This is a genomic window from Streptomyces sp. NPDC001100 (assembly GCF_053598575.1).
Map to the genome: position 1 here is coordinate 61,872 of NZ_JBSFKO010000005.1, position 15,173 is coordinate 77,044.

The 15,173-nt window shown below is 70.9% G+C and carries 11 protein-coding genes; 7 read left to right on the plus strand and 4 right to left on the minus strand.

Annotation, left to right across the window (positions count from 1 at the left end; translation table 11 throughout):
* Positions 1-62: 62 nt before the first annotated feature.
* The 4 genes from ACWDEW_RS08575 to ACWDEW_RS08590 form a co-directional block, all read right to left on the minus strand.
* Positions 63-2,444, minus strand: coding sequence for a transglutaminase TgpA family protein (locus tag ACWDEW_RS08575; protein ID WP_450510858.1), 2,382 nt, complete (start codon positions 2,442-2,444; stop codon positions 63-65).
* Positions 2,441-3,805, minus strand: a complete 1,365-nt coding sequence (locus tag ACWDEW_RS08580; RefSeq protein ID WP_450510860.1) for a DUF58 domain-containing protein — start codon at positions 3,803-3,805, stop codon at positions 2,441-2,443. Before ACWDEW_RS08580 ends, ACWDEW_RS08575 begins: the two co-directional genes overlap by 4 nt.
* Positions 3,805-4,842, minus strand: coding sequence for an AAA family ATPase (locus tag ACWDEW_RS08585; RefSeq protein ID WP_450510862.1), 1,038 nt, complete (start codon positions 4,840-4,842; stop codon positions 3,805-3,807). The genes ACWDEW_RS08580 and ACWDEW_RS08585 overlap by 1 nt, the downstream gene beginning before the upstream one ends.
* 236 nt (positions 4,843-5,078) lie before the next feature.
* Positions 5,079-5,627, minus strand: coding sequence for a beta-class carbonic anhydrase (locus tag ACWDEW_RS08590; RefSeq protein WP_450510864.1), 549 nt, complete (start codon positions 5,625-5,627; stop codon positions 5,079-5,081).
* 416 nt (positions 5,628-6,043) lie between these two features.
* On the opposite strand from ACWDEW_RS08590, the gene rsmH reads away from it, so the two are divergent.
* The 7 genes from rsmH (at position 6,044) to murD (ending at position 15,154) form a co-directional block, all read left to right on the plus strand.
* Entirely contained in the window at positions 6,044-7,000 is a 957-nt protein-coding gene (gene rsmH, locus ACWDEW_RS08595) for a 16S rRNA (cytosine(1402)-N(4))-methyltransferase RsmH (RefSeq protein WP_450510866.1), read from the plus strand.
* Positions 7,001-7,030: 30 nt separating this feature from the next.
* Positions 7,031-7,600: a septum formation initiator family protein gene (locus ACWDEW_RS08600; RefSeq protein ID WP_450510868.1), complete on the plus strand. Its 570-nt coding sequence runs from the start codon at positions 7,031-7,033 to the stop codon at positions 7,598-7,600.
* Positions 7,601-7,605: 5 nt separating this feature from the next.
* Positions 7,606-9,576 carry a peptidoglycan D,D-transpeptidase FtsI family protein gene (locus ACWDEW_RS08605; RefSeq protein ID WP_450510870.1) on the plus strand — a complete coding sequence of 657 codons (1,971 nt, stop codon included), beginning with the start codon at positions 7,606-7,608 and terminating at the stop codon, positions 9,574-9,576.
* 161 nt (positions 9,577-9,737) lie between these two features.
* Positions 9,738-11,258: a UDP-N-acetylmuramoyl-L-alanyl-D-glutamate--2,6-diaminopimelate ligase gene (locus ACWDEW_RS08610; protein WP_450510872.1), complete on the plus strand. Its 1,521-nt coding sequence runs from the start codon at positions 9,738-9,740 to the stop codon at positions 11,256-11,258.
* A gap of 4 nt (positions 11,259-11,262) precedes the next feature.
* The gene (locus ACWDEW_RS08615; protein ID WP_450510874.1) at positions 11,263-12,669 is read left to right on the plus strand and encodes a UDP-N-acetylmuramoyl-tripeptide--D-alanyl-D-alanine ligase; all 1,407 of its coding nucleotides are present in this window, start codon (positions 11,263-11,265) and stop codon (positions 12,667-12,669) included.
* On the plus strand, positions 12,666-13,739 hold the full coding sequence (gene mraY / locus ACWDEW_RS08620) for a phospho-N-acetylmuramoyl-pentapeptide-transferase (RefSeq protein WP_381242069.1): 1,074 nt from the start codon (positions 12,666-12,668) through the stop codon (positions 13,737-13,739). The genes ACWDEW_RS08615 and mraY overlap by 4 nt, the downstream gene beginning before the upstream one ends.
* Entirely contained in the window at positions 13,721-15,154 is a 1,434-nt protein-coding gene (gene murD, locus ACWDEW_RS08625) for a UDP-N-acetylmuramoyl-L-alanine--D-glutamate ligase (protein ID WP_450510876.1), read from the plus strand. Before mraY ends, murD begins: the two co-directional genes overlap by 19 nt.
* The last annotated feature ends 19 nt before the right edge of the window (positions 15,155-15,173 follow it).

Here is a 15,173-nt window from a genome sequence, read left to right on the forward strand (position 1 = left end):
CGGTGGTCACCCCCTCCCGTATGCCCGGGCCCCTCCGCCGCTTCCGCGGAGGGGCCCGGGCATCAGCCCTGCTGTCCCGACGGCTTGCGCAGGGGCAGCCGGATCGCCGCCGCCCGCGCCGTCACGGACGCCCACCAGGCCGACAGTGCCCACGTCACCCGGACGGTCGAGCGCGGGGCGACCACCGCGCGCAGTCGCGTGGAGCGGCCCGCCGTGTCCCGGAAACCGACGACCACCTGGCGCACGTCCTGCGCGAGCCCCGCCGCCGGTTGCGGTCTGGGGGCGTAGAGGACCTGCTCCACCGCATCGGCCACCCGGTGCACGGAGGCGGCGGTCCGCGGATCGAGATGCCCGAGCCGCACGATCCGGGCGGCGGCCTTGCGCGGGGTCAGTGAATCGTCCGGCGAGATCCCGAAGTCCCAGGCCGTATCGGTCAGTTCCTCCCAGACCGCCAGCGTGTGCAGGGCCGCGTCCGCCGCCGTACGGCCGTGCGCGCCCAGCCGTACCGAGCGCGTCCGGTTCCGCCAGAGCATCGGCGAGAACGGGATCGTCAGCAGCAGCAGTGCGCCCAGGCCGAGCAGCGACATCCGCAGGTACCACCACGGGCCCTCGCCGTCATCGCCCGCGGCGAGCGCCGGGGCCTGGCTCGCGCAGCCCTCCAGCCTCTTCAGCTGGGCGGTGCAGCTTCCGCTCGCCGAGGGGGCGGCCGAGGGCGCCGAGCTCGTCGCGGCCGAGGAGTTGGCCGGGTCCGGGACGTCGCTGCCGGGGGTGGTCGACTGGGTGTACGAGGGCACCGAGCCCCGGTTGGGGGTCGGTTCGAAGCGGGTCCAGCCGATACCCTCGAAGTACAGCTCGGGCCAGGCGTGCGCGTCCTTCAGGCCGACCGACACGGTCTGGTTCGCCTCCGGGGTGCCGGGTGCGAAGCCCACCGCGACCCGGGCCGGAATGCCCAGGGTGCGGGCCATCGCCGCCATCGCGAAGGAGAAGTGGACGCAGAAACCCTGCTTGTCCTTGAGGAACTTCGCTATCGCGTTGCGGCCGGTACCGACGTCCACCTGGGTGTCGTACTGGAAACCGCCCGTCACCGCGAAGTAGTCCTGGAGCTTGACCGCCTGCTCGTACGCGTTGGCCGCGCCCGCAGTGACCCGGCGGGCGGTCTGGGCCACCACCGCCGGCAGTGAGTCCGGCACCTTCGTGTACTGGGTCTCCAGAGCCTTCGACGGGGCCGGCGCGGTGGCCAGCTGCTCCGCGGTCGGCTCCACGTCCAGGCTGGTGACCGTGTAGGTCACCCCACGGGTGTTCTGGCCGTGGTCGCCCACGACCGTCATGCCCACGGGTTCGTAGCGCCAGCTGCCGTCGATGCTCACATGGCTGGGCGGGTACGGCATCGGCAGCCAGTCCTGGGCGTACCAGTCCGCCGCCGAGATCCGGGTCTTGATCTCCGTGCGCCTGACGTCGGCGCCGAGGCCGGTCGGGGTGGGGAACGTGTTCGGCACACCTTCGATGTGCCGCTGGGACGGCTTCCACGTGACGCCGTCGAAGTCGTCCAGGGACACGATCCGCAGATACATGTCCGAGAGGTCGGTCGTGGTGGTTTGCAGGGACAGGACCTGGCGGTTCTCGTCCACGTTCAGGCTGTCGCGCAGCGAGACCAGCGGGTTGACCGCGGAGATCGTGCCGCCGCCCCCGGTGCCCGCGCCCACACCGGTCCCGGCGGCGTCCAGCAGACCGCCCGAGATCGTGGGCAGCGGCAGCAGGGCGACGGCCAGTGCGACCGCGCCGATCCGCCGCCCGGTACGCACCGGGGCGAGCGGTCCGGAGGAGTCCGAACCCGGGGCGGTACGTGGCGCCCCGCCGAAGACCCGGCCCCACTGGGCGAGCCGGTCGCGGCCCTCGGACAGCAGCAGCATCAGATAGCCCGCCGCCGCGAACAGGAACCACAGCCAGTCGTAGCCGCTGTTCGACAGCCCGGCGGCGACCGAGTACAGGGCGAGCAGCGGCAGTCCGGCCGGGGCCGCGCTGCGGAAGGTGACCGCGAGCGTGTCCACCGCGAGGCCGATCACCAGCACACCGCCGATGATCATCAGCCGGATGCCGTCGTGCAGCGGTGCCGGGATCGCGTACCGGGACACGTCGTCGGAGCCCTGCTGCAGCAGATCGGCGAAGTGCTGGAAGGCCTCCGGGCCCGGGACGATCCCGGCGAAGGCCTGCGCCCGCGCGAAGACCAGGGTCAGCATCAGCAGCGTGACCAGGACCTGTGCCGCGACGGTCAGCGGCCGGGCCAGCGGCACCCGCCGGGTCGCCGCGCCCACCCCGGCCTGTATCGCCAACATGAAGCCGGCCTGGAAGATCCAGATCGCCGGGGAGACCAGGGGGATCAGCGCGGTGGACGCCAGCATCGTCGCCGCCCAGGCGCAGAGCGCCAGTCGTGCCCGCCCGCTCATCCCCATCCCTCCCCGAGACCGGCCGCGGTGATGCCGTTGCGCTCCCGGTCGGCCTGCTGCCACAGTTCGTTCAGCGACGCGCCGCGCGGCACGCCCAGGGCGGTCCAGCCCGCGTCACGCAGCATCCGCAGCCGGTCCTCCTGCTCGTTCCCCGGTCCGGGTACGTCGGTCGGCTCGCGCACCCAGCCGCCGCTGTCCAGCACGAAGGCGAGGGCGCCACCGCTGCGCTGCCGCATCCGGGCGACGATCGCCGCCTGTTCCTCGTCGAGGTCGCCGAAGAAGGCCACCAGCAACCCTTCGTTTCCGCCGCGCAGCAGGTCGTAGGCCCGGGACAGGCCGGCGCCGTCCGAGTGGTCGATCACCGCGAGGGTGTCCATCATCAGCCCGGCCGCGTCCGCCGACTCCTGGCTCGCGCCCGCGAACCCGTCGGCGCCCTCACCCGGAACCGAGTTGCCGGTGTCGGTCAACAGCCGTACGGAGAAGCCCCGTTCCAGCATGTGCACCAGGACGGAGGCGGCGCCCGACACGGCCCACTCGAAGGCCGAGTCCGGGCCCTGGCCCGCGAAGGCGATGCCCCGGGTGTCGAGGAGCACCGTGCAGCGGGCGCGCTGGGGCTGCTCCTCGCGGCGCACCATCAGCTCGCCGTAGCGGGCGGTGGAGCGCCAGTGCACGCGGCGCAGGTCGTCGCCGTAGCGGTAGCCGCGCGGGATCACGTCGTCCTCGCCGGCCAGGGCCAGCGAGCGGTTGCGTCCGTCGCCGTACCCCTTGGCCTCGCCGCTGAGGCGGACCGGGGGCAGGGCTTCCACGCGCGGGATCACCGTCAGGGTGTCGAACGTCGAGAAGGAGCGCGTCAGTTCGCACATCCCGAAGGGGTCCGTCAGGCGGAGCTGGAGCGGGCCCAGGGGGTAGCGGCCGCGCAAGTCGGAGCGGACCCGGTAGGACACCTCGCGCCGGCCGCCTGCCTCCACCCGGTCCAGGACGAACCGGGGACGCGGACCGAGCACGTACGGCACGCGGTCCTGGAGCATCAGCAGGCCCGTGGGCAGCCGCGAGACGTTGTCCATCCGCAGATGGACGCGGGCCTCGGAGCCGGCGGGCACGCGCGCGGGGGAGAGCCGGCGGCTGCCGGCGACCCGGTAGCGGGTGCGGTAGAGCACGGTCGCGCAGACCAGGGGCAGCACGGCCAGCAGCAGTCCGACCCGGAGCAGATCGCCCTGCCCCAGGACGTACGCGCAGACGGCCGCCGCGATACCGGCGGCCAGGAACGAGCGGCCGCGGGTGGTCAGCCCCGCCAGGGCCGTACGGACACCGCCCTTCTCGTCCCGCTCGGGTTCCGGGACGCCCGGCCCGCCGGCGGCCATCACAGCCTCCGGGGCGGCTGCTCGCCGTAGGGCGCGGTGCCGCGGCCCATGCCGAAGCTGCTCTGCTGCGGGGGTGCCGCGGGCACGGGAGTGCGCTGCAGGATCTCCTGGACGACCTGCTCCGCCGTCCGGCGGTTCAGCTGGGCCTGAGCGGTGGGCAGCAGGCGGTGGGCGAGGACCGCGACCGCGAGCGCCTGGATGTCGTCCGGCAACGCGTACTCACGGCCGCTCAGGGCGGCGGACGCCTTCGCCGCGCGCAGCAGGTGCAGTGTCGCGCGCGGGGAGGCGCCGAGTCTGAGGTCGGGGTGGGTGCGCGTGGCGGAGACCAGGTCCACCGCGTACCTGCGCACCGCGTCGGCGACATGGACGCCGCGGACCGCCTCGACCAGCTTGACGATGTCGTGCGCGTGGGCCACGGGCTGGAGGTCGTCCAGCGGGTTCACCCCGCCGTGGATGTCCAGCATCTGGAGCTCGGCCTCCGCGCTGGGGTAGCCGATGGAGACCCGGGCCATGAAGCGGTCGCGCTGGGCCTCGGGCAGCGGATAGGTGCCCTCCATCTCGACCGGGTTCTGCGTGGCGACCACCATGAAGGGGCTGGGCAGCTCGTAGGTCTGGCCGTCGATGGTGACCTGGCGCTCCTCCATGGACTCCAGGAGCGCGGACTGCGTCTTCGGCGAGGCGCGGTTGATCTCGTCGCCGATCACGATCTGCGCGAAGATGGCGCCCGGTTTGAACTCGAAGTCCCGCTGCTGCTGGTCCCAGATGGACACACCGGTGATGTCCGAGGGCAGCAGGTCTGGCGTGAACTGGATTCGCCGCACCGAACAGTCGATCGACCGCGCCAGCGCCTTGGCCAGCATTGTCTTGCCCACACCCGGAACGTCCTCGATCAGAAGATGTCCCTCGGCGAGCAGCACGGTCAGCGAAAGCCGTACGACCTCGGGCTTGCCCTCGATCACTCCTTCCACCGAACTGCGGACTCGCTCCACAGTGGCGGTCAGATCCGTAAGGCTCGCTCGATCGTCATAGGTCGTCACCCGGCCCTCCTCGGCCCGTTCTTTCCATGGGCCGGCGCACGCACTGCGGACCGGCCCACCCCGAAACACGGACGGCACGCGGGAATAGTTCCGCGTGACGCCACACCCGCATTCTTGTTGCCGTTACCGGTTCGTGTCACTCGCCTGTGGACAACTGCCTTCGCTTTGTCGGGTCTTACGACCTTTTGGGCGGGACGACGGGCGAACTTTTCGAAGTTTCGGGGCGGGCGGGTGCGTCAGGCGGGGTCGATCTCGCGCAGCAGGCCCGACTTCACGTCGAACACGAAGCCGCGCACATCATCAGTGTGCAGCAGGAACGGTGAGGTGCGCACACGCTGCATGGACTGGCGTACGTCCTGCTCCACGTCCCGGAAGGCCTCCACCGCCCAGGCGGGGCGCTGGCCGACCTCCATCTCCAGGTCGTGCCGGAACTCCTCGGTGAGGGACTCCAGGCCGCAGCCGGTGTGGTGGATGAGCACGACGCTGCGGGTGCCGAGCGCCCGCTGGCTGATGGTGAGGGAGCGGATGACGTCGTCGGTGACGACGCCGCCCGCGTTGCGGATGGTGTGGCAGTCGCCGAGCTGGAGGCCGAGTGCCGCGTGCAGGTCGAGACGGGCGTCCATACAGGCCACGACCGCGACCTGGAGGACGGGACGGGCGTCCATCCCGGGATCGGTGAACGCGGCGGCGTACTGCTCATTGGCCTCGACAAGGCGGTCCGTCACGGTCCCGCCGTGAGCTATGGCGCCTTCGGACTCTGTGGGTACGGATGCGGAGGTCGTCATACCTATGACGGTACTGGTCACCGGCGGTGCGGTCTTGGCGCGGGATGGGAAAAAGAACGTCATTGCGTCCTCTTGTGAGGTAACCCACACGGGTGGCGGGGGTGCACCCGCGTGGGTGATTCTTCCCGTTTTGAGGCTTCGCGCGCGCCCCGGCCCGCGACGCGCAGGCCGGTTGATTGACCGTGAGACAGCGTGGACTAAAGTTGCGCGAAGCGGGAGGCGAGGCCTCCCTGCTGGACTTTTCCCGGAGACCCCGGCGACCTTCCGGATTCTCCCCACGTGCGCGGCGCGTACGTACGGCTCGGCCTCCTCCCGCTCCCGGTCGGCTGACGCTTCCGGCGCCGGCAGGCCCTCCCCTTCCTGAGCGGGCGGGGACCCGGCGGTGCGTACGGGCCCGCCGGACCTGAGAGGGCCCCTTGAGCAACAGTCGACACGTCCCGGTGATGCTCCAGCGGTGCCTGGACCTGTTGGCACCCGCCCTGGAGCGGCCGGGAGCGGTGGTCGTCGACTGCACCCTCGGCCTCGGCGGCCACAGCGAGGCACTGCTCGTCCGCTTCCCCGAGGCCCGCCTCGTCGCCCTCGACCGCGACAAGGAGGCCCTGCGCCTCTCCGGCGAACGGCTCGCCCCCTTCGGGGAGCGCGCCACCCTCGTGCACGCCGTCTACGACGAACTGCCCGAGGTGCTGGAGCGGCTCGGCATCCCGCGCGTGGAGGGCGTCCTGTTCGACCTCGGCGTCTCCTCCATGCAACTGGACGAGGCCGACCGCGGCTTCGCCTACGCCCAGGACGCCCCCCTCGACATGCGCATGGACCAGACGACCGGCATCAGCGCCGCCGAGGTCCTCAACACCTACCCGGCGGGCGAACTCGTCCGCATCCTCCGGGCGTACGGCGAGGAGAAGCAGGCCAAGCGGATCGTGTCCGCGGTCGTACGGGAACGCGACAAGGAGCCGTTCAGCAACAGCGCGCGGCTCGTCGAGCTGATCCGCGACTCGCTGCCCCAGGCGGCCAAGCGCACCGGCGGCAACCCGGCCAAGCGCACCTTCCAGGCGCTGCGCATCGAGGTCAACGGCGAACTGTCCGTCCTGGAGCGGGCGATTCCCGCCGCCGTGAAGTCCCTTGCCGTGGGCGGCCGGATCGCAGTCCTGTCGTACCACTCGCTCGAAGACCGCCTGGTGAAGCAGGTGTTCGCGGCCGGCGCCGCCAATACCGCGCCTCCTGGACTGCCGGTGGTGCCCGAGCAGTACCAGCCCCGGCTCAAGCTCCTGACGCGCGGTGCCGAACTTCCCACCGAGGAAGAGGTCGCCGAGAACCGGCGGGCGGCACCCGCGCGGCTGCGGGGGGCCGAGCGCATCAGGGAGGACATCGGGTGAGTACGTACCAAGTGAGTGCGGGGTGCGTGAGTGAGTAGGAAACCCGAACTGAGGGGCAGGGCCGCCCGGCTCGCGCGGCTCTTCCCGACCGGCCCCGGACAGGCGGCCCGTACCCCGTTCGTCCTCCTTGTCGTGCTCCTCCTCGGGGGCGGCCTGATCGGACTGCTGGTGCTGAACTCCGCGCTCAGCGAAGGGCAGTTCAAGCTGGACGACCTCCAGAAGCAGACCAAGAGCCTCACCGACGAGGAACAGGCCCTCCAGCGGGACGTCGACGCCTACTCCGCCCCCGACGCCCTCCAGCGCCGCGCGCACGAGCTGGGCATGGTGCCCGGGGGAGACCCCGCCTTCCTCGACCCGAACGGCACCGTGAAGGGTGTCCCGGAGCAGGCCGCCGCCGAGAAGACCTCGCCGGACACACCGGTGGTCCTCGCCCCGGAGGCGCTCATCAGCAGGCCGAGCACGAGCCCGAGCCCGACCCCCGCGCCCGGCGCGGCACCCGTGGCCACGCCCGCCCCGGCCCGGTCCGTACAGCCGGCCCAGCCCTCCACAGCGCAGTCCTCGACCGTTCAGTCCTCCACCCCGACTACACCCGGCAGGTGACGGAAGTGTCCGACAGGGAACCGCCGCGCCGCCGAGTGCCCGGACCGGCCAGGCCCGAACGGCCCGATGCCCGCCGCCGCCCAGGGCCCGGCGCCCGCCCGGCCCGCCGCCCGGCATCTGCCCCGCCCGCCGCCCGCCCGGGGGGCCCGCGCTCCCTCCGGCTCGGCAGCCCCCGCCCCCGGCTGCGGATGATCAGCCTCGCGCTGACCCTCGTCCTGATCGCGTTCGTCGTACGACTGCTCCAGGTACAGGCCGTCGACGCGAGCGCGTACGCCGCCAAGGCCGCGCAGAACCGGTACGTCGACTACGTCCTGGCCGCCGAGCGCGGCGAGATCACCGACCGCTCCGGGGTGGCGCTCGCGACCAGCGTGGACGCGTACACGATCACCGCCGACCCGACGCTGTTCACGCGCAAGCAGCTCAAGATCGACGACGGGCCCGAGCAGGCCGCCGCCCTCCTCGCCCCGATCCTCGGCGTGGACCAGGCCTCGATCGTCAAGAAGCTCAGGCCGGCGAACAAGAACCTGCGCTACGTGGTGCTCGCCAACCGGCAGACCCCGCAGGTCTGGAAGCAGATCAAGGACCTGAAGAGCGCGCTCACCACCAAGTCCGGAACCGATCCCACCACGGTCAACGTCCTTGCCGGTGTCCTCGCCGTCCCCACCACCAAGCGCGTGTACCCGAACGGTGATCTGGCCGCCGGGATACTGGGCTGGGTCAACGCCGACGGCAAGGGCGGCGGCGGGGTCGAGCAGCAGCTGAACAAGGACCTGACCGGCAAGGACGGCAAGGTCCGCTACGCCCAGTCCGGCGGCCTCCAGGTGCCCACCGCGGGCTCCACGGAGACGCCGGCGGTGCCCGGTTCCGACGTCGAGCTGACCATCGACCGCGACATCCAGTGGGCCGCGCAGAACGCCATCACGGAGCAGGTGAAGAAGTCCAAGGCGGACCGCGGGTACGTGATAGTGCAGGACACCCGCACCGGAGAGATCCTCGCCATGGCCAACGCACCCGGCTTCGACCCGAACGACCTCGCGCAGGCCAACGCGGCCTCCCTGGGCAACGCGGCCCTCCAGGACGCCTACGAGCCCGGTTCCACCGCCAAGGTCATGACGATGGCCGCCGTACTCCAGGAGAACGTGGCCACCCCGCTGACGCATGTCGTCGTGCCGAACCGGCTGCACCGCGGCGACCGCCTCTTCCAGGACGACGTCGACCACGCGACCTGGAACCTGACGCTCAACGGCGTCCTCGCCAAGTCCAGCAACATCGGCACCATCGAGGCGGCCGGCCAGCTCGGCAAGACGCAGGCGCAGGCCAACGAGGTCCTGTACTCGTATCTGCACAAGTTCGGCATCGGCACCTACAGCGGGCTCGACTTCCCGGGCGAGACCAAGGGCATCCTCGCGACCCCGGACAAATGGTCGACCTCGCAGCAGTACACGATTCCTTTCGGCCAGGGCATGTCCCTCAACGCGCTCCAGGCGGCCTCCGTCTACTCGACGGTCGCCAACGGCGGAGTCCGGATCGAACCCACCCTGGTGCGCGGCACGAAGGGGCCCGACGGCCGCTTCACACCTGCGGCGACGCCCAAGAAGACCAGGGTCATCAGTGCGAAGACGGCGAAGACCCTCGCCCAGATGCTGGAGTCCGTGGTGGACGACGAGCAGGGCACGGGTGGTAAGGCCGCGATTCCGGGGTACCGGGTCGCGGGCAAGACCGGCACCGCCAACCGCGTGGATCCGGCCACCGGCAAGTACAAGGGCTACACCTCGTCGTTCGCCGGGTTCGCGCCCGCCGACAACCCCCGCATCACCGTCTACTGCGCGATCCAGAACGCCACCAGCGGAAGCTACTTCGGCGGTCAGATCTGCGGACCGATCTACAAGCAGGTGATGGAGTTCGCCCTCAAGACCCTCCAGGTCCCGCCCACCGGGGCGAAGGCCGCGAATCTGCCCGTGACCTTCACTCCCTGATCAGCGCAACAGCCAGGAACCGATCCGTGACCATGATCACCTCCCAGTCCGGGAACCAGGGCGACCCCCGCCCCTCGCTTCGCTCGGAGGCGGGTGCGCCCGGTACGCTCACCGCCGTGCCACCCGCCGATCAGTCCCAAACCCCCCAGAAGGGCGCATCCGTGACATACCCGGGGCCGCCCAGGCCGGTGCAGCTCTCCGCCACACCCCTCGCGGAACTCGCCGACCAACTGGGCGCCGCCGAGCCGGAGTCGACCGCCGAGGTCACGGGCATCACCCATGACTCGCGCGCCGTCCGCCCCGGCGACCTGTACGCCGCGCTGCCCGGCGCCCGAGTGCACGGCGCCGACTTCGTGGCCCAGGCGGCCGGCCTCGGTGCCGTCGCCGTCCTGACGGACCCCGCCGGCGCCGACCGCGCGACCGCGACCGGCCTGCCGGTACTGGTCGTGGCCGATCCGCGCGGGCAGATGGGCGAGCTGGCGGCCACCATCTACGGCCACCCCGGCCGCGATCTGCTCCAGATCGGCATCACCGGTACCTCGGGGAAGACGACCACCGCCTACCTCGTGGAGGGCGGGCTGAAAACGGTCCGGTCCACCGGTCTGATCGGCACGGTCGAGACCCGCATCGGCGACGAGCGCATGAAGTCGGAGCGCACCACCCCCGAAGCCACCGATCTCCAGGCCCTGTTCGCGGTCATGCGCGAGCGCGGGGTCGACGCGGTCGCCATGGAGGTCTCCAGCCACGCGCTGGTCCTCGGCCGGGTCGACGCCTGCATCTTCGACATCGCGGTCTTCACCAACCTCAGCCCGGAGCACATGGAGTTCCACTCCGGCATGGAGGACTACTTCCAGGCCAAGGCGCAGCTGTTCACACCGCTGCGCAGCCGCCAGGCAGTGGTCAACCTCGACGACGAGTACGGCCGCAGGCTCGCGCGCGAGGCCACGGTCCCCGTGACCACCTACTCCGCCGAGGGCCACCCGGACGCCGACTGGCGCGCCGAGGACGTCGAGATCGGCCCCATGGACTCGACGTTCACCGCAGTCGGCCCCAAGGGCGAGCTGATCACCGCGAGGTCGCCGCTGGCCGGCTCCTTCAACGTGGCCAACACCCTCGCCGCGATCGCCGCCCTGGCCACCGCGGGCCTCGACCCGCAGCTCGCCGCCGACGGCATCGCCGCCGTGCCGGGCGTGCCGGGGCGTCTGGAGCGCGTGGACGCCGGGCAGCCGTATCTCGCGGTCGTCGACTACGCCCACAAGACGGACGCCGTCGAATCGGTCCTGCGCGCGCTGCGCAAGGTCACCGAGGGCAAGGTGCACGTCGTGCTCGGCTGCGGTGGGGACCGGGACAGGACGAAGCGTGAGCCGATGGGCGCGGCCGTGGCCCGGCTCGCCGACACCGCCGTACTGACGTCGGACAACCCCCGCTCCGAGGATCCCCTCGCGATCCTCGCGACCATGCTCCAGGGGGCGGCCTCCGTGCCCGCGCACGAGCGCGGCGAGGTCCAGGTCTTCGAGGACCGGGCCGCCGCCATCGCCGCCGCCGTCGCCCGCGCACAGCCGGGGGACACCGTGCTGGTCGCGGGCAAGGGCCATGAGCAGGGCCAGGACATCGCCGGAGTGGTCCGTCCCTTCGACGACCGCCAGGTGCTTCGCGAAGCTATCCAGAAGACCCAGGGATGAACTTGTGATCGCCCTCTCCCTCGCCGAGATCGCAGAAGTCGTCGGCGGGCAGACGCACGACATACCGGATCCGTCCGTCCAGGTCACCGGCCCGGTGGTCCGCGACTCCAGGGAAGTGCAACCAGGCAGCCTCTTCGTCGCCTTCGTCGGCGAGCGCGTCGACGGCCACGACTTCGCGCAGGCGGTCGTCGAGGCGGGCGCGGTGGCCCTCCTGGCGTCCCGCCCGGTCGGCGTTCCCGCGATCGTCGTGGACGACGTCCAGAGCGCCCTGGGCGCCCTCGCCCGCCATGTCGTACGACGGCTCGGCGCGACCCTCGTCGCCCTCACCGGCTCGGCGGGCAAGACCAGCACCAAGGACCTCATCGCCCAGGTGCTCTCGCGCAAGGCGCCCACGGTGTTCACACCGGGATCGTTCAACAATGAGATCGGGCTGCCGCTGACCGCGCTGAGCGCCACCGACGAGACGAGGTTCCTCGTCCTGGAGATGGGCGCCCGCGGAATCGGTCACATCCGCTACCTCACGGATCTGACGCCACCGCAGATCGGTCTCGTCCTCAACGTCGGCACCGCCCACATCGGGGAGTTCGGCGGCCGGGAGCAGATCGCGCAGGCAAAGGGCGAACTCGTAGAGGCACTGCCGGAAAACGGGGCGGCGATCCTCAACGCCGACGATCCGCTCGTACGGGCCATGGCATCCCGTACGAAGGCGAAGGTGATCCTTTTCGGAGAGTCCGGCGAAGCGGACGTACGGGCCGAGAACGTGAGACTCACGGACAGCGGACAGCCCGCCTTCAGCCTTCACACACCCTCCGGGTGCAGCGAAGTGACCATGCGCCTGTACGGTGAGCACCACGTGTCGAACGCGCTCGCCGCGGCCGCCGTCGCCCATGAGCTGGGCATGTCCGCAGACGAGATCGCCACCGCGCTCTCCGAGGCGGGCTCCCTCTCCCGCTGGCGGATGGAGGTCACCGAGCGACCGGACGGCGTGACCATCGTCAACGACGCCTACAACGCGAACCCCGAGTCCATGCGAGCCGCCTTGCGCGCGCTCGCGGCCATGGGCAAGGGACGGCGGACCTGGGCGGTGCTCGGCAAGATGGCCGAGCTCGGGGACGAGGCGCTCGCCGAGCACGACGCGGTCGGACGGCTCGCCGTCCGGCTCAATGTCGGCAAGCTCGTCGCGGTCGGGGGCAGGGAAGCGTCCTGGCTGCAACTGGGCGCATATAACGAGGGTTCGTGGGGTGAGGAGTCGGTGCACGTGTCCGACGCACAGGCGGCGGTCGACCTGTTGCGCAGCGAGTTGCGCCCGGGAGACGTCGTTCTCGTGAAGGCGTCCCGGTCGGTCGGTCTGGAGAGCGTGGCGCAGGCGCTCGTCGAGGCCGGTACCGAGGGTGAGGTTGCCGTCCGATGATGAAGCAGATCCTGTTCTCAGGAGTCATCGGTCTGTTCCTGACCCTGGTGGGCACCCCGCTGCTGATCAAGCTGCTGGCCCGCAAGGGCTACGGCCAGTACATCCGCGACGACGGCCCGCGCGAGCACGCCAGCAAGCGCGGTACGCCGACGATGGGCGGTATCGCCTTCATCTTCGCGACGGTCGCCGCGTACTTCCTGTCCAAGGTCATCACCGGCTACGCGCCGACCTATTCGGGTCTGCTGGTGCTCGGTCTGATGGTCGGGATGGGCCTGGTCGGCTTCCTCGACGACTACATCAAGATCGTCAAGCGGCGTTCGCTGGGCCTGCGGGCCAAGGCGAAGATGGCCGGCCAGCTGATCGTCGGCATCAGCTTCGCGGTGCTCGCCCTGCAGTTCCAGGACGCCCGCGGCAACACCCCGGCGTCCACGAAGCTGTCGTTCATCACGGACTTCGGCTGGAAGATCGGCCCGATCCTGTTCGTGATCTGGGCGCTGTTCATGATTCTCGCGATGTCGAACGGCGTGAACCTGACGGACGGTCTGGACGGCCTCGCCACCGGCGCCTCGGTGCTGGTCTTCGGCGCCTACACCTTCATCGGTGTCTGGCAGTTCCAGGAGTCCTGCGCCAACGCGACGACCCTGACCAACCCGAACGCCTGCTACGAAGTGCGCGATCCGCTGGACCTCGCGGTCATCGCCTCCGCGCTGATGGGTGCCTGCCTGGGCTTCCTGTGGTGGAACACCTCACCGGCCAAGATCTTCATGGGTGACACGGGCTCACTCGCCCTCGGCGGTGTCCTCACCGGTCTGGCGATCCTCTCCCGCACCGAGCTGCTGGTCGCCATCATGGGTGGCCTCTTCGTCCTCATCACCATGTCGGTGGTCATCCAGGTCGGCTCCTTCAAGCTGACCGGCAAGCGGGTCTTCCGCATGGCCCCGCTCCAGCACCACTTCGAACTCAAGGGCTGGTCCGAAGTGCTCGTGGTGGTCCGTTTCTGGATCATCCAGGGCATCTGCGTGATCGTCGGCCTGGGCCTCTTCTACGCGGGATGGGCAGCGGAAAAGTGACCGATGGGCAGGGGCTCTCCTTCGAGGGCAAGCACGTCACCGTCGCCGGACTCGGTGTCTCCGGGATCCCGGCGGCCAAGGTCCTGCACGGCCTCGGCGCGCTCGTCACGGTCGTCAACGACGGCGACGACGAGCGCTCCCGGGCCCAGGCGGCCGACCTGGAGGCGCTCGGCATCACCGTGCGCCTCGGCGACGGGGCGACCCTGCCCGACGGCACCGAACTGATCGTCACCACCCCCGGCTGGCAGCCCGACAAGCCCCTGTTCACGGCGGCCCGTGAGGCGGGCGTACCGGTGTGGGGCGACGTGGAGCTGGCCTGGCGCCTGCGCGGCCCCGACGCGGCCCCCTGGCTGGCCGTCACCGGCACCAACGGCAAGACCACCACCGTCCAGATGCTCGCCTCCATCCTGAAGGCGGGCGGCCTGCGCACGGCGGCCGTCGGCAACATCGGCGTCTCGGTCCTGGACGCCGTACTCGGGGACGAGGAGTACGACGTCCTCGCCGTCGAACTGTCGAGCTATCAGTTGCACTGGGCGCCCTCGGTGCGCGCCCACTCCGCCGCGGTTCTCAACCTGGCTCCCGATCACCTCGACTGGCACGGCTCGATGGAGGCGTACGCCGCCGACAAGGGCCGTATCTACGAAGGCAATCGGGTCGCTTGCGTCTACAACGTCGCCGACAAGGCCACCGAGGACCTGGTCCGCGAGGCCGACGTCGAGGAGGGGTGCCGGGCGATCGGGTTCACGCTGGGCAGCCCTGGCCCGTCCCAACTCGGCGTCGTGGACGGCATCCTGGTCGACCGCGCCTTCGTCGAGGACCGGCAGCGCAACGCGCAGGAGCTGGCGGAGATCTCCGACGTCAATCCGCCCGCCCCGCACAACATCGCCAACGCCCTTGCCGCCGCTGCCCTCGCGCGCGCCTTCGGGGTGCCCGCCAAGGCCGTACGGGACGGGCTGCGGGCCTTCACGCCCGACGCGCACCGCATCGCCCACGTGGCCGATGTGGACGGTGTCGCGTACATCGACGACTCCAAGGCCACCAACACCCATGCGGCGGAAGCCTCGTTGGCGGCCTACGAGTCGATCGTGTGGATCGCGGGCGGACTCGCCAAGGGCGCCACCTTCGACGAACTCGTCGCCAAGTCGGCAAACCGACTTCGGGGTGTGGTGCTGATCGGCGCCGATCGTGCGCTCATCCGGGAAGCCCTGGCGCGACACGCCCCGGAAGTACCCGTCGTCGACCTCGCCCGGACCGACACTGGGGCGATGCTCGCGGCTGTCCAGGAGGCACAGCGGCTCGCCGCCGCCGGCGACACGGTGCTGCTCGCCCCGGCCTGCGCCTCCATGGACATGTTCGCCAACTACAACAAGCGCGGTGACGCGTTCGCCCAGGCGGTTCGCGAACTCGGCGCCTGACCGACGTGAGCGGAGGCGC

Coding starts and splice junctions, on each gene's coding strand:
- ACWDEW_RS08580 (WP_450510860.1), bottom strand. CDS start 3,805: ATGGCCGCCGGCGGGCCGGGCGTCCCGGAACCCGAGCGGGACGAGAAG.
- mraY (WP_381242069.1), top strand. CDS start 12,666: ATGATGAAGCAGATCCTGTTCTCAGGAGTCATCGGTCTGTTCCTGACC.
- murD (WP_450510876.1), top strand. CDS start 13,721: ATGGGCAGCGGAAAAGTGACCGATGGGCAGGGGCTCTCCTTCGAGGGC.
- ACWDEW_RS08575 (WP_450510858.1), bottom strand. CDS start 2,444: ATGAGCGGGCGGGCACGACTGGCGCTCTGCGCCTGGGCGGCGACGATG.
- ACWDEW_RS08590 (WP_450510864.1), bottom strand. CDS start 5,627: ATGACGACCTCCGCATCCGTACCCACAGAGTCCGAAGGCGCCATAGCT.